Source organism: Paenibacillus crassostreae (assembly GCF_001857945.1).
GTDB lineage: Bacteria > Bacillota > Bacilli > Paenibacillales > Paenibacillaceae > Paenibacillus_AQ > Paenibacillus_AQ crassostreae.
Window position 1 is genome coordinate 2,190,332 of sequence record NZ_CP017770.1, and the last position, 18,366, is coordinate 2,208,697.

The window sequence follows — 18,366 nt, forward strand, 5'->3', positions numbered from 1 at the left end:
CTTTACGAAGTAAAGCTCGCTTCGTAAGCATTATCTTAGCTACCATAATTCGTTTGGAGGCCGCTACGGTGCTGGATTGTCCTTACGATCGCTGTTGCCCTCAGATTTCTTGATTGTAAACCGCTGTTAGCGGTAGAAATCCCAGGGCAAGCATATGCTCTCGAAGTAGTTTTCCTACGGAAACCTTTTAGGCGAGCGCTCCGCTTCTACAGGACAATTCCATCCCCTTCACTACGTCTCCGTTGTCCATAATTCAGTCCAAAAACTTACACCAAATACTCGATCATAATGGTCTTATCTACATTTTGTAGCGGAAGAGTGATTCTATCGCTACCTTTAATTTCTAAACCTTTGCTTGCGTCCATTACGCGTCCAGACTTCTCAATGTTCACCGTTGAACCATTTTTTAATAGAAGCCGATCATTCTTACTCGGTAGGAAGATGATTTTCTCGGTCTCTTTCAGTTCAGGAGCTAGCTGCAGTAACTGATGCAGATTTACTTTTCCTTTGAATCCATTCAACTTCTTATATTGTGGATACGTCTTCTCACCCGTATTCTCGTCACGAATCTCAATGACCATCTGCCCCACAAATCCTCGATTCGCTTTCTTGACAGCTGCTAATATAAAGTAGATCGCTGCAAGAACGGCAGCAAGTGCAATCACGCCACCAATGATTGGAACAATTGCAAAAGGATCCTTCTCTTCTTCCACGACAGGTGTTGGCTTAGTTGGACTAGCTCCACCGGGCTTGGCACTTATTGACACAACGGGCGTTTCTCGATAAAGACTACTATCTTCTGCCACAACGGAGATCTCGTAGTCATGTTCAGCAGCAACCTTATAGGACCCCTCGAACCCATCACCCGTATTGGTCATCTCAATCTCTTGCGTATCTCCGCTATCAACATCTTTCACCATTAGCTTAGCATTCATATCCTGATAAAGTGTGCTATTCTGTAACTTTTGTCCACTACTCGTCAGATACGAGGTAATATCAATGTTATCACCCTTTTTAAACGTATTGCTTGAAAGAGGGTCCATGGTTAGCTCAATATCATAGTTGAAGACGAGATTAATATCGATTTTATCCTTATTTACACCTTTTACCTGCAGTGTCCAATCCCCACTTTTGGGCTTCAGTAGTTTTAATAAGGAATAGCTTTTCGACTGTGAATACAGAATATCGTTAGAAGGTATCGTTTGGCTTGCTCCAGTAGGGTCTGTTAATTTAACTTCTACTGCTTGTGCTGACATAATGGAGATATTCGCTTCCAACACATCATTATTCGGTACATTGATGACCACATCCTGAAAGCTTCCATTTCCCGTCATAGATTGAATGGGAACAATCTTGAGCTTCAAATGACTAGCAAATATTTCACTTAATATTTGGGGAAGGTCATCGGCCGTATTGGTGGAGAATGCCTTACCTCCCGTTTTCTTAGCAATCTCTGCTAGAGCATCCTTATTTAATTTACCATTAGCGTTGAGCCCAATCGTATATACGGGAATACCACTTTGATTCGCATCGGTAATCGCTTGTTCTAATTCCTGTGCAGACTGTTCTTCCGTTCGAGTCGTTGCCTCATCAAGATCATTGTTACCATCGGCTAGGAGTACAATTATCGGTTCATGATCCGGATCTGCACCCTGCTGCAACACTTTTACAGCTTCTTTTATCCCAACAGAAGTATCTGTATAAGGTCCCCGATCTAACTGATCAATGAATTGTTTCAAATCTTCCTTATCGGCAGCAGATTGAATCTCAAGTAGCGCCTTCTCTCGCTGAATCTGATCTGTATACGAGATAATCCCTACCTTGTCACCTTGAACAGATAACATATCAATGAACATTTTCATCGCTTCGTTGCCGATTTTATCTGGATCACTTGTCTTCATGGAATTACTTGCATCTACAACGAGCATAGCATCAATTTGTGAAGATGCATCAGCTGCTGCAACTTCCTGCATTCTTAAAGAGAACGGAAGTAGTAATACAGATAAAACAAGCAGTATACGGAGTGAAAATTGTTGTTTTCGAAGCATAGTTATACCCCTTTATTATGAGCTAATTTTGAAATTTGATCTCTTATCTATTAAACTGTAGGCGATAAGTCTTAAGTCCCTGTTAAAATACCCTTAAGATCCATTAAAAAAATCCTGTTCTATTCTAGATCATACCACTCCCACACTAAATTCTACCATTAATATACCGTTATGATATAATTAAACCCTTCAAAGTTCAACAAGTAGAAAAGGCTATGCCGTCCTTTTTCAAAGACGGCATCCGTTTCAGCGGAAATATAAAGATAAAAGTATCAAGAATCAATTTCATAATTACGCAAATCGATTTAGATGCATCGGCGATTATGAAATTGATTCAAGTGAAACTTATACTTTCTTATATTTTGAAAATACGTGGAATCGTTAGAACCACATATGAAAGGAACCTAATATGATTGCATACGTTTTTTTAGGAATTTTGATTCTTTTTATCGCCTTCAAATCAGTTATATACTTTAAACACCGTAAATACACGCCATCTCTCGAGGAAGTAGATCAAAAATTACTATCCCTCATCAACCATAAGGGGGAGCCTCATGAGTAAAAAGAGAGCTGTAACATTAAGACCCTATATACAGACGCGTTTCGCCTATGAAAAGTTGAGGGTAGGCAGCCATTGTGGACATTTTACTGCATTATGGGAAGAGCAATGTAACATTTGTGGTAAAGGCTCCCTCATTACGGTTACGCAAAAAGCCACTTCCAATGTGAAACGCTCTATGCGAAATGAGCAACTTATCGCTCTCCTCATCGGTTTAATTGGAATCTTTGTCAGTCAGACTTTCCTCCAAATGATCCTTAGTGCTGTAGCTGTCATCCTATTGGTCGCTTTACTATGGTTCGTGCAGAGAAGGATGCTTGCCTCAGAGATTCCTTTAGAGTTGGAAAGGCTCTTTATACAAGAACAGGTTAACATCCTTGAGGATTTGAAACATAATCGCAAGACAGCCGTCGCTTCTCTTAAAGAAGATGAACTCCTAACATATGAAATGTTGCGAGAGATCAGTACCCTCGTGCAGAATGATAAAATTCGTCTGCAACAGGTGGTGTTGCTTCAATCTTTTGTCCTTCGTAAAGATATGGATTTAACGGTGGAACCATTACTGATCGACGGATTCGATCCTGACCTAGCAGCCTACATCGGTGAAATCGCCAAGATCAAAAGAGATCTCATCAAGAACCGCTCTATTCGGTATATTCTTGCCTATGAACCATATATTCTTGAAATGGAACAAGGCATTGATATTCTAACCAGTGTGGCAGGAGCAGCCGTTCGATTGAAGACATATGTTGAGACTTACCCTGATTTCATCCGACGATATGCTAGCAGACTTCCTAAAGATCGTTTCTTAAGATTATATCGAATCATCCGCCAATATCCAGACCATCCGTGGGGCAAATTGGCGGATGAGGTGGCAATTATTCAAAAAGAGCTATATGAATAGGATCATGATTTCCAATGATAACGGTAAAGAGGCTATAAGACTATGACGATAAAACGAATGTTAACCCTGCAAAAACTTTTAATATTATGCTGTGTGGGCATGCTAATTCTAATTGGTGTGAAATGTTATTACATCCAGCAGAAGATCACTGCAGTGACCGAGGCTGATCGACTATATGCTCTTAACGATCTCATTGGGGCTGAAGAATGGTATCTTCAAGCACACAGAAACAAATCAATACGTTATAAGGAACAAGAGGTTTCCTTGTATCTTCAAGAGCTAGCACCGATTAGTGAAATGAATTCTACACTGAATGAGATAGATGATGCAGCTAAAAAGGCATATGCCAAAGACGATTTTGAACAACTCATGACGGTGTACGCTGAATTAAGTGACTTTCGGGCTATCTATATGAAAGATAGCAATACTTATGCCCCCTATTATCGCCAGATTTCTGCGAAATATGAAATCTCCGAAGATTTCACAACGTATTTTCAAGATTTCAGGACACTGTTCTATGAACAACTTGAGCACAATTTAGATAACAAGCAATATGCGGATGAGTCTTTTAAATGGAATCTATTGACCATACCTGAACCCTTCTTCGGTGACGCTGATCAGAAGAAAAGTCAACTATATGCGAAATTCAAAGCTTATGATCAACGAAAACTGGCCCAAATGGCAGCCAAAGGTGAGTTTCAAACTCTCTTAGACGAATCAATAGCCATGTTGGAACACTATGACTCCAGACAAATTCAAGCGGACTGGATTACGGAGCAGACGGATTCACTGGTGAGAACATTCTTGGAGCACGACGCTGACAAGGAAGCCTACTCAACATTCGCAGTACATGCTAAGAGTTACACCTCTTTCATCCAATCTGTTAAATTCGATTCCACAGTGGAGAGTTACATCACGAAACAAATAGACTCATGGATGAGTGTCGCTAAACGAGCTGTAAAAAATACAGAATTCAATAAAGCACTTGCCCTCTACGAAGGACTTGCGAATTATATGGATACTAGCTCAAAGGTGAAAGAAACGAAATTAGCATGGAATATCCATGATCCGATCCGAATTCTACAGAACAGTGATCCTACACGCGTATTCACAGTGATCGACAGTGGAAGTAAGCGCTTCGGGGCTGTATTATATGTGCTCGCGCAAGATGAGCAGAATATCATTTATTTCGCGAGAATGGATTCAGAAGACAAGGTGCATATATTAACTAATGACCACTTTCAGCAAGACGAGGCTATACAGGACATCGCCATCGAAAGTTCACTGAGTATAGAGAAATTCCCTGTCCTTCTTATCCAAGGAGAATCGTCTACAAGAAATACACGATATACCGCTATTGAAGTACAGACGGAATCCATGGTTACGCTATTCGAATTCCACGCAGACGGCTATCAAGTAGATTCTGACGGCCAATTACTTCTGGATAATCCAGATACACCAGAGGGTGCTGGACAGGTAGCAATATATCAACGTTCTGGTGAAAGCTATTCATTCGTCGGTTTCCAACAAGACTATATTGATATTGTCGTAGAGGATCTACTTCTCTACATTCAAGAAAAGGTACGATTCAGCACAAATATTATTCAACCGGGGTACAGCGAGGCTTTTGCTATTATGGGGGATAGTTATCTGAAACTTACAGGAAATTATAGTTTTTATGAAGGTACAGCCATTGTAACTGGAAGATTCAGTGGGTATGAAGATTTCTATATTGAGGATGAGTTAACATCTATACCTTTATTTGAAGTCGAGAGTATGGAATAGAACGAAACAACAAAAAGAGTGGGTCTCTGTATTGAAACAGAAACCCACTCTTTTTCATTCATTAAATACTTAAGACTATTTTACAACAACAACCACTTTCGTATTCTTACCACCATAACTTAACGTAATAGTTGCTTTTCCCTTACCTGTTGCTTTAACTTTGCCATCCTTAACAGTTGCAGCTAGAATCTTCGATGATTTCCAAAACCCTGCTTTAGATATATCAGCTTCAAGCCCATCCATGTAGGTAGCTGTTCCAATTAACGTAGCCTGCTCTCCAACTGACATATTTAGAATCACTTCATTGGTCTCTAGATATTTCAGTGTATCGACATCGACTGGGATCGATATTGATTTACCGGCATATTTAGCTGTAACTTTTGTTTTACCAGAAGACACAGCTGTTACTGTACCATCCTTAACAGTTGCTATTTTATAACTAGTTGTTTTCCATTCAGCCAAATCAGTAACATCCTTGGTAGATCCATCACTGAACGTAACCGTAATTTGAATTTGTGCTGTTGCAGATGCAATTGCGATAGTTTTCAATGATACCGATTGATGTGATGCTTCAATACTTGCGATAATATCTACTTCTACTGGAACAGTCACCTTTTGTCCGCCATATTCAGCTGTGATCGTAGCATTACCCTTTTTAATACCTTTTACGATACCATTTTTGACACTCGCTACAGCTGAATTACTCGACTTCCAAGTTACATCTGCACCTGTAAAGGTTTCTGGGTTACCAGATGCATCATTTGCAGTAAGTACAATTTCTTTGCTTTCACCTGAAGTCAATATAAGGAGGTCTGAAGCGGATACGAGTTCCTTCACTAACCCTACATTTACTACCATTGTATACTTAGTCTTCTCATACAACGCAGTAATCGTAGCCGTACCTGTTGCAACACCCTTGATTTGTCCCTTGTCAGTTATTTCAACAATTTTCTCATCACTGGTGCTCCATTCTGCTTCAGTTGTTAGATCAACATTAGCGCTGATACTAGGATCATATTCTGCAATAAGGGTGATGTTTTCTGTTACATCCTTCTTAATGTCAAGAGTTTTTGTACTCAATGCTATTGATGTAGGAATTTCTACACTAACCTTAGTTTCAACAGTTATTCCACCATAAGCAGCACTGATCGTCGCCTCGCCCTTTTTATAAGCATGAATCATACCTGTGTTTGACACGTACACTACAGATGCATCACTTGACTTCCATGTAGCTTTACTAGCCACATCAGTACTAGAAATTGCACCAGCATAATCAGCCATAAGCGTCAGTTGTTCGGATGTATTGAGTTTCATACCCACTTCTTCAACAAGATTAAGGTACCTCGGAACATCGACATCTACTTGAACGGTAACTGTCTCATCTCCATACTTCGCTGTAATCGTTGCCGAACCTGTTCCTTCAGCATAGACTACACCTTTATTAACATAAGCAACTGATTTATCACTAGTAGTCCATGTTGCCAGACTAGTAATATCAACTGGAACGGTTGGGCTATCAGGATATATAGCCTCCAATTTCAAAGCTAAATTTGATTTACTTGTATCTATAAGACTCAAGAATACATTTTGTTCACTAACTACTAATTTACGAGTTTTATCTACCTCAACTTCGAAAGTTGCTGTTTGTGTACCGTAATTCGCTGTAAGCGTTGCTGTTCCAATGCCATATGCAGTTACTTTATTAGTAACCATATCAGCGACTTTCGGATCACTAGATGTCCACGTTGCATCGAGTGTTACATCGCTCTCCGAACCATCCAGATTAGTAGCCATTAATTCGACTAATTCCGAATCCGGCAATGCATCAGTCAATAATAGGGAAACCTTGGGATTTTTAACCTGAAGGCGTTTCACAACACCAACATTTACATCTAGAGTGATAGATTGACCACCATACGATGCTTTAATTACCGCTGTCCCTGCGCTGTGTGCTTGAACATAACCTTCTACAACAGTTGCAACTTTCGTATTACCTGAAGTCCACTCTGCTGTAGTAGAGACGTTCTCTTCCAATCCATCGCTAAACGTAGCGAATAAATTAACCGTGTCTGATTGTCCCAGAGCAAGGTCAAGTCTTTGTACGTTTTTAGTTGTCAATGCTACAACTTTCTTGGTTACTTTTACTGTAACCGTCTTTGGCGTTTTTGGTTCAATAACATTACCTGCACTATCCGTATAAGTAGCTGTTATGGCTACAGTCCCTGGACCTACTGCAGTCACCGCACCTTTATAGACAGAAGCAATACTACTATCTGAACTTGTCCAGGAAGTATCAGCAGTTAAATCTATTGATGATAAATCCGTATATACTCCCGTTGTAGTAATCGGTACTGTATCTCCAACTACCATTGATAATTCAGTCTTGGAAAGGACCAAGTGAGTTAGTTCTTTCGTTGCTGCGAATGTCACACCAGAATTGGCAATGAAAAAGATAAGTACAATTGACATTGCTAATATTCTCTTAAATCTAATAGACAATGTTAGTTCCCTCCAGTTTTTTTTTAATAATTCCTTATATTTAATTAAATATCGGCAAAAGTGGACAAAATCATTAGATTTCCTATCATTTTTTTGTTTTATTCTTAAAATTTGAGTATTTCTTGTTCCAAAGGGTAGTGATCTGAATCATTTCTACTCTTGAATCGCACGCTTAGCTAAATTCTGTAAGACAACATCATCCATAGGGGGGTTATGAAGCCCAGCGCGAACGTCACGGTACATTCTCTCTAGTGGTAAATTACGCGAAAGACTGCTTGCTCCAACAATTCGCATCGCCTTATCTACGATCCGAATGGCATGGTTCGTAGCGATATATTTGGCAAGACCCAAATCAGGCTTCAGTGCTACACGCTCAGCAGGATCTCGATCCCAACGATCAGCTACAGCATATAATAATGTACGTGCTGTAATCAGATCTGCCTCCATCTCCCCAATCTGCTGCTGTATCCGCGGCAACTCTGCAATCGGTCCAGGTAAACTATTGGGTTTATAATTTCTAGCAAAATCTACTGCAAACTTACGAGCAGCATAGGCGATTCCGAGATAACAAGCTGGAATATGAAGTAGCGTTCCTCCACCATCATCCTTTGTATGTTGTTGCTTCTCCGTCAAGGATAAGCTGATAACTTCGTCATCAGGGACGAATACATTCTCTAGAATGACATCATGACTACCTGTAGCACGCATTCCAAGTGTATTCCAAGTTTCCACTACACGTACTCCAGGCCCCTTCCTTACGAAAAATTCACCTGTCTCATCATTTCCTTCAATTCCCGCTGAGACTGTAAAGTGTTCAACAATCGGACTCAATGTACTGAATGTCTTGTGTCCACTAATATTCCACCCTTTATCCACCTTAACTGCCGTTGTCTGTGGCTTACCTCCACGGGTTGGACTACCTGTAGCCATTTCACTAGCAAAATGGTTAATGATCGCGCCATCGTTAACAACCTCCTCACTGAAACGTGCGAATAGCTGATCTGACCAACGATGAGTATAACGAAGACTCAGAATAAGTGCCACATGCCAACCAACAGCCAGAGCCGTCGACCCATCGCCCCGAGCAATCCTTTCCTGTGCTAACAACATTTCATATAGCGATAACTCGTCACCCCCATATTTCTTAGGCACGGTTAGTTTGAGATATCCCGATTCCCGTAAATCCGTGAAATTATCAAATGGAAAAGAACCTTCTATGTCATGTTTAGAAGCACGTTCTGCAAACTTTATAGCTAATTGATCCGCAAGTAAGGCTATTCCAGCCTCTCTGTCGTTACGAATAAAGTGATCCTCTATTTGGAGTTGTTCCATCTGTTGTACCTCCTAGTTATTCAAAAATTCCATAACATAATTATAATTTACTTGAATTTCATAATAAAGAGAAGGACATATAAATGACTCGATGCCTCCCTTAGGAAAGCATAGTCACTCTATATGTCCTTATTACTTCAAACCTAACATTATCATCCTGTGATCATTTGTTCTGCGAATCAATTTCATACTTAACTATCTAGCCTAAATGAGGACTATATATAGTTGCATTTAAATCGGTTTTCGTAATTATGAAATTGATTCATAGTAACTCATTTCTTGCTCTTAACAACGTAAACCGATTCATACGAACATGATGAGCTTCTTGGAGACTACGATTCAACAACTCTGGTTCTATTCCCAGTTCTGATGGCAATGTAGGTCCACCCACCTGTTGTAGAAGGTTAGCTAACACTTTCGCATCAGGAATATTCGCTACTTCTTGTTGGATTTCTGTCCAATGAGACTGAATCGCTGCCGCGCGTTCTTGCTGATCCTCATCTGTAGCATCAACATGAAGTTGCTCAGCAAATGATGATTCTGCCAGTTGGTGATATAGTTGAGATATTTGAATACAAGCAACGCCTACTTTCGCGCCGTGTAACAATTGTCTTTTGCCTAGTGAGATATATTCCATTTCCCAGTAATGTGACAAGTGATGTTCTGCACCTGAAGCAGAATGGGATTGGCCAAATAAAAGCATCGCAAGACCTGATTCGATCAGTGAGCTAATTAGTGTACGGATTCCCTCTTCTTCTCGTGCTGCAATACTCTCAACCTGCTCCACGCAAGATATTAATGCATTCCTAGTGATATCCGCAACAGCCACGGAATAGGGCTCTCCCGCCACGATACTTCCAAACTTCCAGTCGAATAATGATGTATATTTTCCAATCATATCTCCGAATCCTGCGGCTACCATTGTTCTAGGGGCTTGTGTCAGAATTGCCAAATCTGCAAAAATAGCATCTGGCCCAATCGCTTGAATCGTCTTCTTCTCTCCACGCAGAATAATAGGTGCCCCCTTGGAATTAAATCCATCCACAGAAGGTGCCGTGGGTACCGATACAAATGGAATACCTGTTGTATAGGCAGCAAATCGTGAAACATCGTGAACGGTTCCAGAACCCGCTGCGATAATTAGCTCAGGCGAAACCTGTTGGATGTCGATCACTAACTGAATAATAGAAGCCTCATCCGCAATAACATCACCCTGAGCATTAGGTTTAATTAGAGTGACATGACTAGATATCCCCACGTGATCAATCGATTCTTGTAACGTTTTTCCGGCGATCTCATAGGTGATAGCATCTGCAACAATAATGACGTTACGAATCGCTCTCTTTTCCAGATAACCAGCAACATGATGAATGGCCCCATTTTCAATTAGTAAATCCATTTCAATAGACTTTAGTGTACTCTCATCAAGATCAGGAGCTGCTTGTTTTATTCTACTCATAATATCTGTCATAAGATCATCTCTTTTCTATTTATATTGCGTTGCTAGGATCACTCACTCAGATTCTAATATTCTTTTCAAATCGGCTAGTGAATCCCAGATCAGATCTGGAGTTACATTGCTAGCTTCGACCGCTTCTCTATTTACAGAGCCTGTTAATACCAGCGCTGTCATCATTCCAGCATTCTTGCCGAGTCCTATATCCGACACTAGACTATCACCAATCATAATGCAGCGTTCAGCCGGAAGTCCAATTGCTCGAAATGCCGCTTCAGCCATCAAACTGGAAGGCTTACCAATCACAACTTCCACCTTCTGATCTGTTGAAGCCTCGATCGCTCCAATCATTCCCGCAACATCTATGCAATCTCCCCCATCGCCTGGGAAAGTCTTATCCTCGTTCGTAGCAATGATCCGAGCACCATGTCGTACAGCTCGAAAGGCTTCATTTAACTCCTTATATGTGAGTGTCTCATGTAATGTAATCACAAGCCAATCTGCCAATTCAGGCTTATCTGCTAACTTGATTCCAGCTATCTCTAATTCATCTCGCAACCCTTGTTCACCCAGAACCCATGCCTGGCAATTCTCGTCGTTCTCTCTTAGGTAATTAGCCGTCACAGTAGAGGTTAATAGAATTTCGTTCTCCTCTACATCAATTCCCATTCCTATTAACTTATCATGGCACATTTTTCGCGATATATTGCCACGGTTACTTAAGAATGCAATTCTTTTACCTATAGATTTCAAATAAGCAATGGTATCCATTGCTCCTTCAATAGCGTCTTTTCCTTTATACACTGTTCCATCCAGGTCGATCACGAAACCATCAATATTCTCTAGCATGTTGTTACTATCCACCTCACTTATCTATCTTCACCATTTATATATATCATCCCCATTTCCATACTCTCTTGTCAACAGTTGTTTCACTTTATTGCAATCATACCTTCTACCTTACACAGTACACCTGAGAAAATGATTATTAATGGACATGTTCATTTTGTATATGAATTAAATTACCTATTAAACCCATTAATATAAAGATATGTTAAAATGATTATTGATGTAATCGCTTTCAATTGATAGGATTTCATCATTCCCATCTGCCCTCATCATTCTTAGTTACACATCACGGGTAGATATGGGATCAAGACATCTTAATCAAGGAGGTGAACTTGTTCCATTCAATATAGAATCACAACTAAAGCTTATAAGTCATGAAGATCAGTCCAAATAATAAGGAGGAGATCATTTATGAAAATATCCATTTCAAAAAGGCATTCTAAACTTAGGCTGAAAACTGCCATTTCAGCTCTTTGCCTCTCTTTAGCTATCCCTTTATTCACATTAGGATCTGTAGCCGCCGCCACTTCCTTTAGCGATAATTTCGATGATGGTAATGCCGACGATTGGACTTCAACGACTGGAAGCTGGTCTGTTGTTCAAGATAGTGGTTCATATGTCTATTCCCAAAGTGCTACAAGTGAAGGACGCACATCAGCAGGAAGTCAGACTTGGAGTGATCTAACTGTAGAAGCAGATGTTAAGATAGATAATTTCAATGGTACGAACCGGACCTATGTAGCTGGACGATATAAAGATGGCAACAATTATTACGCTGCCTCCCTTTATAATAAGAGTGACGGACAACTAGAGATCCGAAAGAAAGTAAGTGGTTCATCATCAACCCTGATCTCTAAATCATATCCGTTATCCACTGGTGTTTGGTATAACGTGAAGCTTGAATTGGTAGGAAGCACTATCAATATGTATGTAAATGATCAACTCGAATTGACTACAACCGATTCAAGTCTATCATCTGGCGCTATCGGATTCGTATCTGCCAAAACCGTTGCCAAATTCGATAATGTACTTGTAACCGATGGTGGAACGACGACACCTGTAGATCCAGATCCAGATCCAGATCCTGAACCAGAACCAGAACCAGAACCAGATCCAACACCCGCAGAAGGTGACTTATATGTCGCACCCAATGGATCGGCCAGCAATCCTGGCACTATTTCTAGCCCAACCACACTAAATTCTGCTATTTCCCAAATTGCTGCAGGAAAAACCATTTACCTGCGTGGCGGAACTTATAACCTAGCATCAACCGTTACGATCGAGAGAGGTAATAATGGTACAAGCAATGCTCCTAAGGAGCTTGTGGCCTATGGAAGTGAAGTACCTGTTCTCGACTTCTCAGCACAAGCCTTCGCCTCAACGAATCGTGGTCTTCAACTGTTCGGACATTATTGGATAATTGAAGGACTTGAAGTAATGGGTGCTGGCGACAATGGCATTTTCATCGGTGGCAACAACAATAGAATTGAGAATGTAGAGACACATCACAATCGTGACACTGGGGTTCAGATTGGACGTTACGCTTCCAGTGCTCAGTTCAGTGATTGGCCAATCAACAACCTCGTTCTTAACTCATACTCTCATGATAATTATGATACTGATAATGGAGAGGATGCTGATGGCTTCGCAGCAAAATTAACCGTTGGACCAGGTAATGTATTTGATGGTTGTATTGCTGCCTACAACGTTGACGATGGTTGGGATTTATACTCCAAGTCTGATACCGGCGCAATAGGGATCGTCACCATACGTAATAGCATTGCACATCATAATGGACAAACTTCCAATGGTACATCGACATCGGATAGTGATGGTAATGGATTCAAGCTTGGTGGAGAGAAAATTGCTGTCAATCATATTGTTGAGAACAACATTGCATTTCAGAACAAAAAACACGGCTTCACTTACAACAGCAATCCAGGCACAATCCGACTAACAAACAACACATCTTGGGATAACGGTCAGAGTAACTTCGCTTTTGATCTTGGGACCCATTTATTCACCAATAACTTATCCTTCGCAGGCTCTTCGAGTGATAAGACAAGCGGAACCGATGTTGGGAACACTAATGTTTGGTGGAAAAATAACGAAAGCGTAAATGCCAATGGACTTCTCGCAAGTTCAGCAGACTTTGACAGTCTAAACCCTACAATAACTCGGAATGCAGATGGTTCTCCGAACCTTGGTGATTTCCTGAGTCTTGTTAGTAGCAGTGATTTAAAGGGTGCTGGTACTCCAAGTGGAACCAACATTGGGGCTCGGTAATTCCTCACAAGGATTAGAATTAAAAAACACAGCGCCTCAAGATCGAAATTCATTCGATCTTGAGGCGCTTTATCTGCTAAGGGCAAATGACTACTATCCAGGTTATTCATTGGTATCATGTTATTCCCTAGAAGTTTCACCACGCCCCTACTTCGAAGCGGTTAGAGTCATTCGAATCAGTTGTTCTTCTGGATGTTCAAGATTAGCATCAAACCCGAATAGTTCAAACACAGAGCCCAATGGGATCATCGTTGTTCCATTGATTAACTCTGGTGCATAGGCCATTTCGACAGATCCATCTGATGTTTCTACTGTTGTGCTCCCTACATGCAACACCACATTACGATCACCACGGTTAAATGTCATAGATTTCGCTTCCTGATCCCACACCATCTCTGCACCTAACGTTGCGGTTAATTCTTTTACAGGTACAAAAATATCTTGATTATCTTCCGTAACATTCAAGTGGGTGAATTTAAGCGGTGTCGTCTGAGTTCCTTCTACCATCGAAATTTTCGCATTGATAACCTTAAACTCATTGGTGACCACAATATTCTCAAGTTGTTCCTCCATTAGAGTGGTAAATGACTTCACATTATCTTGTGTGACTTTATATTTAGCATCTTCACGACCAATGGCTTCGACAATCCATGTGTTTACATCTTGATTATGATGCGACAAATCTTTGTATAAATCCAAGTTATAAGTCCATTCAGACTCTTCTTGGAAATCATAAACATTCACATTAGGTAGCTGAGCAAACTGTTCAAACATCCATTCCTTCATTTCAAGTTGATTATGATAACGAGTATTATTCGTATCCTGCCACACCTTCTGTCTCAAGACACTGTACGGAGGATAATAGAAATTGAATTCAACATCTGGATATTCTTTTACAAGTGATAGAACATAGTCATTGAAAGCCGCCTTAACCGTTTCAATCGGCTCTTCATTCAATCCGAAATAGGCTTCACTCTGATGTGATGTCTTATAGACTTTAGCCACTTTCTCCGCCCCAAAGGTCACTTCTCTATTCCAATTATATAAGTATTCAAGTTGTCTTGGCGCATTGCCATTCAGCGGTCTTAAGACAGCCTCTTTAAATAGTTCCTCATATATGGAGTAGTTAAACCAATAGTTATAATCATTCCACCATTTATCATCGTACAGATACTCTGGAAAATCGATCTCTTCCTTGCTTCCCATTTTTAAAGAGAAATAGTCTAGACCCCACAGTACCTGCTTCACATTGCCTGTATCTAGAGCAATACTTGCAATAGCGTTGTGTTCGTCAGCGGTTGATCCCCGAATAGATAATTTCAGTGTCTCTCCATCCAAAGCTTCATTCACCTCTGCAGGAAGAAAATTCTCCGTCATCGAAGTACCAATAATAATCGTGTCATAGTCGTAATTCTTAGCTAATCCAGGATTCTGATAACGCTGTTCATTAGAGTAAATTGCTGGGTAGAAAGATTTATGATAGAACTGCAGTGGATCTAGAACTACAGTAAGTAATATAACGATACATGCCATAATGATCGCTGACACAAAGAATTGTCCGAAGAACCGTTTGCTCTGCTTAGCAGTGATACGCTTCTTGGGATCTTGCTGTGAATTACCTTTGTGCTCACCATTTGAATTTTCAGGTGCTGGTACTGGTGTTAAATGTTGCACAACGTCTTTCTCCTTTCCAGCTAGAAATTGAAATACAGGAATTCTGTAATTCTGTTGAAGTAGAGTAGCGAAATAATAAATGCTACCGCAATAAATACCGCCTTCTTCCACGTAGGTCGGAAATTCTCAATCCGTTCTGATGAATTACGGGTGAACAAGACAATCGGGAGGAAGATAAGAATACATATCCCCGCCGGTGCAAGTGTTTTAAATGAACCCATATCGAACCCATTGAGACCAATCATACCTTTAAGTAATCGATTGGCTTGCGGAATCGAATCTGCACGGAAGAATACCCATGTGACATTAATAAATATGAATGTAATTAGCCAAGCGAACCATTTAGGTAACGGCTTGCCTACCTTCATCCAAAGACGATGAATGGCTTGTCCCGCTCCGTGAAGGAACCCCCACATCATGAAAGTCCAACCTGCTCCATGCCAGAAACCACCAATAGTGAAAGTTATGATTACATTACGTATAGCGATCGCTTCGCCACGTCGGCTCCCGCCAAGAGGGAAATAAATGTAATCTCGTAAAAAACGACTGAGTGTCATATGCCAACGGCGCCAGAAATCCTGAAGGCTAACTGCCTTATACGGCGAATTAAAGTTCTGTGGCAATACAATATTGAATAACAGCGCAGCACCAATCGCCATATCGGTATATCCACTAAAGTCAAAATACAACTGAAATGTATAAGACAAGGTCGCAACCCATGTATCGACAAATTGATGTGCTGTAGAAAAGCCATCGTTCGCAAATTCTGCAAATGTATCCGCAATAACTACCTTTTTAAATAGCCCTATGCAGAAAATGTAGATTCCTTTGGAAGCATTATTCCAATTCCAGTGCTTATTCCGCAATCTGTCGAACTGCGGCATCATCTCACTGTGGTGTAGAATAGGTCCCGCAATAAGATGTGGATAGAACGTAACGAACAATATATAACTCAAGATGTTATACTCACGTGTTTTACCACGATAAGCATCTACTAAATAAGCAATTTGTGTAAACGTAAAGAAGCTAATTCCTAATGGTAATACCAAATTGAGTAATGGAATTGTTTGTCCTGTAAGCTCGTTTATATTAGTAAAGAAGAAATCCGTGTACTTATAATAGGCCAGTAGTAACAGATTACCCACAAGACCAATAATAAGGAGGGCTTTAGGTGAACGAAGTAATCCTCTTCTATGAGAATTATGATTACCTGTACCTTCAATCTGTCCCTGATCTAGTAAAGATTCTTCTTGGCGGTGATGTACAGCTACCTGTATAAACCTTCCTACTATGTAGTTAAAAGCAATAGATCCAAGAATTAAAGGAAGATAGCTTATATTCCACCAGCTGTAGAACACGAGTGAGGCAACAACTAAAGATAATTTCGCTGCAGTAACAAATCGAAGTCGATTAAGTATAAAGTAAATCACTACGGATATCGGCCAGAAGGCAAAAATAAATACATACGTGTTGAATAACAACCTTTTCACTCCCACTCCATAAAGTCTGCCAAAAACCATTTAAGTTATTGAAACAGTAGATCAAATATACATATCTTCAATAATCCCCTTTTGTAAAAAAATAGTCAATGTAAAAATACAAAATACATAAAAATGACATGCTAAGGCTTTTTAAGACATCCCAGAAATGTGTTCTAGTATTCCCTATTTCATGCTGTTGATGCATTAACACCCAACTGTTATGTTCAATACTATGATGAATAACACTTACAATATTATAATGCTATCTTATCAATATTACCTTAGTTCCCGGTGAAATATTTTTGAAAGATTTCTAAATGCTAGATTTGACTCACGATGGGAATTGATGTATATTTGTGGAAATAATAATATAATCGGAAACAGGAAGCACCTGTAAGAAAGGCATATCACCCCTTTTTTACAGGTGCTTCTTTGTACCCATTTATTTTAGGTAAATGCTTCCGAAGTAGTTTTGACGAAGCATGACTTGAAGTATCACCACAAAACTCTGGTATATGCTTTCGATGCTAGTTTTTTACGAGGTATATCGAGAAGTGATGCTAAAAAAACTTGGATTATGCTTACGAAGAGAGTTTTCTCGAAGTATTGCACAAGAAGTAACGCTCAAAAACTTTTAGGAGGTTATAATGATGACTATGATGACAAGGCTGTCCATGTTACTTCTCATTTGTATTTGTTTGACCGTTTTCCCTACATCTGTTTTAGCTGCATCTTTCGAATTAACTCCTACAGCGAAGAATAACTTTGATAAGATCGTCTCTTCCACCACTTCAGCAAAGGCGACAACTTTGAACACCCGTTATTCTAACGTTCTTGAGTTACAACAACAGTCCATCGATTGGGACAAGAAGATCAAGGATCTCCATTATACTAACGAAGAAACGGTTATTGTATTAAAGAAACAAATACAACGTATTGATGAAGATAAGATCAACAAATTGCAAACACAAGTAACACAAACAAAAGAGCGATATAAGACGCTTTTCAGCGCCTACGAAGCACTTAATCTGCAGAAGGCCGCAGCTAAAAAACTAACAAATAAAGAATTATACAAACTTCTTCAATCACAATCAGAAACGATGGAAATTGCCGTCCAGTTAGCACGTGCAGACATTCGAAACAAAACAGACCAACTTACATCTGCCAAAATGGTTACGGCTTCAACAAAGAAAACACTTCGAGGAAAGCTGGACGAAATCACTCCACTTAAAGTACAAATTAAAGCAGCCAAAAGTTCTGCTAGCTCCTATCAAAAGAAATTCACTGCTGAAACTTCTACTTTAAAGAAATCTATTAAAGATGGCAGTGTAGACCCTACCCTTAGTTCACTTGGGTTATTAGTCACACATATTCAGAGGGTCATAGAATACAAACAGAACGTTTGGACCATTGAACAAAAAATAGCCGCTATTACCCAAAAGGTTAAGGTGCAAATCCCCTCCTAAATCAAATCAAAGCCCCATTTGATGCTC

10 protein-coding genes and 2 pseudogenes are annotated in these 18,366 nt (G+C 40.0%); 5 read left to right on the forward strand and 7 right to left on the reverse strand.

The features are described 5' to 3' along the window. Positions 1–266 precede the first annotated feature (266 nt). Positions 267–2,048, reverse strand: a complete 1,782-nt coding sequence (locus tag LPB68_RS10275; protein WP_068660126.1) for a vWA domain-containing protein — start codon at positions 2,046–2,048, stop codon at positions 267–269. A 554-nt stretch (positions 2,049–2,602) separates the two neighbouring features. On the opposite strand from LPB68_RS10275, the gene LPB68_RS10280 reads away from it, so the two are divergent. Both LPB68_RS10280 and LPB68_RS10285 read left to right on the forward strand, forming a co-directional pair. Further along, positions 2,603–3,511, forward strand: coding sequence for a hypothetical protein (locus LPB68_RS10280; RefSeq protein WP_068660128.1), 909 nt, complete (start codon positions 2,603–2,605; stop codon positions 3,509–3,511). Between the two features lie 42 nt (positions 3,512–3,553). After that, positions 3,554–5,296 carry a hypothetical protein gene (locus LPB68_RS10285; RefSeq protein WP_068660130.1) on the forward strand — a complete coding sequence of 581 codons (1,743 nt, stop codon included), beginning with the start codon at positions 3,554–3,556 and terminating at the stop codon, positions 5,294–5,296. Between the two features lie 75 nt (positions 5,297–5,371). Here the strand turns inward: LPB68_RS10285 and LPB68_RS10290 are convergent, their stop codons facing one another. The 4 genes from LPB68_RS10290 to LPB68_RS10305 form a co-directional block, all read right to left on the reverse strand. Continuing rightward, complete coding sequence (locus LPB68_RS10290) at positions 5,372–7,795, reverse strand: Ig-like domain-containing protein (protein ID WP_082865781.1); 2,424 nt, start codon at positions 7,793–7,795, stop codon at positions 5,372–5,374. A gap of 153 nt (positions 7,796–7,948) precedes the next feature. Continuing rightward, a complete protein-coding gene (locus tag LPB68_RS10295) occupies positions 7,949–9,127 on the reverse strand; it encodes an acyl-CoA dehydrogenase family protein (RefSeq protein WP_068660132.1) in 1,179 nt (392 codons plus the stop codon). 262 nt (positions 9,128–9,389) lie between these two features. After that, positions 9,390–10,598, reverse strand: coding sequence for a sn-glycerol-1-phosphate dehydrogenase (locus LPB68_RS10300; RefSeq protein WP_068660134.1), 1,209 nt, complete (start codon positions 10,596–10,598; stop codon positions 9,390–9,392). 42 nt (positions 10,599–10,640) lie between these two features. Beyond that, positions 10,641–11,432, reverse strand: a complete 792-nt coding sequence (locus tag LPB68_RS10305) for an HAD-IIA family hydrolase (protein ID WP_068660136.1) — start codon at positions 11,430–11,432, stop codon at positions 10,641–10,643. Positions 11,433–11,843: 411 nt separating this feature from the next. Here LPB68_RS10305 and LPB68_RS23145 point away from each other — a divergent pair. Together LPB68_RS23145 and LPB68_RS23150 are read left to right on the forward strand one after the other, a co-directional pair. After that, positions 11,844–12,458, forward strand: a pseudogene (locus tag LPB68_RS23145) (LamG-like jellyroll fold domain-containing protein); the annotation flags it as partial. 90 nt (positions 12,459–12,548) lie between these two features. Continuing rightward, positions 12,549–13,718: pseudogene (locus LPB68_RS23150) on the forward strand (right-handed parallel beta-helix repeat-containing protein); the annotation flags it as partial. Between the two features lie 147 nt (positions 13,719–13,865). Here the strand turns inward: LPB68_RS23150 and LPB68_RS10315 are convergent. Together LPB68_RS10315 and LPB68_RS10320 are read right to left on the reverse strand one after the other, a co-directional pair. Beyond that, a complete protein-coding gene (locus LPB68_RS10315; protein WP_068660138.1) occupies positions 13,866–15,392 on the reverse strand; it encodes a copper amine oxidase N-terminal domain-containing protein in 1,527 nt (508 codons plus the stop codon). A 20-nt stretch (positions 15,393–15,412) separates the two neighbouring features. Continuing rightward, positions 15,413–16,873 (reverse strand): MBOAT family O-acyltransferase, encoded by a 1,461-nt coding sequence (locus tag LPB68_RS10320; RefSeq protein ID WP_068660140.1) that lies wholly within the window; start codon positions 16,871–16,873, stop codon positions 15,413–15,415. Positions 16,874–17,520: 647 nt separating this feature from the next. Here LPB68_RS10320 and LPB68_RS10325 point away from each other — a divergent pair. Next, the gene (locus tag LPB68_RS10325; RefSeq protein ID WP_157756222.1) at positions 17,521–18,339 is read left to right on the forward strand and encodes a hypothetical protein; all 819 of its coding nucleotides are present in this window, start codon (positions 17,521–17,523) and stop codon (positions 18,337–18,339) included. Positions 18,340–18,366: the final 27 nt, after the last annotated feature.

Bases quoted from the DNA above. Each gene is read 5' to 3' on its own strand.
- LPB68_RS10275 (WP_068660126.1), bottom strand. From the start codon at position 2,048: ATGCTTCGAAAACAACAATTTTCACTCCGTATACTGCTTGTTTTATCT.
- LPB68_RS10280 (WP_068660128.1), top strand. From the start codon at position 2,603: ATGAGTAAAAAGAGAGCTGTAACATTAAGACCCTATATACAGACGCGT.
- LPB68_RS10285 (WP_068660130.1), top strand. From the start codon at position 3,554: ATGACGATAAAACGAATGTTAACCCTGCAAAAACTTTTAATATTATGC.
- LPB68_RS10295 (WP_068660132.1), bottom strand. From the start codon at position 9,127: ATGGAACAACTCCAAATAGAGGATCACTTTATTCGTAACGACAGAGAG.
- LPB68_RS10300 (WP_068660134.1), bottom strand. From the start codon at position 10,598: ATGACAGATATTATGAGTAGAATAAAACAAGCAGCTCCTGATCTTGAT.
- LPB68_RS10305 (WP_068660136.1), bottom strand. From the start codon at position 11,432: ATGCTAGAGAATATTGATGGTTTCGTGATCGACCTGGATGGAACAGTG.
- LPB68_RS10325 (WP_157756222.1), top strand. From the start codon at position 17,521: ATGATGACTATGATGACAAGGCTGTCCATGTTACTTCTCATTTGTATT.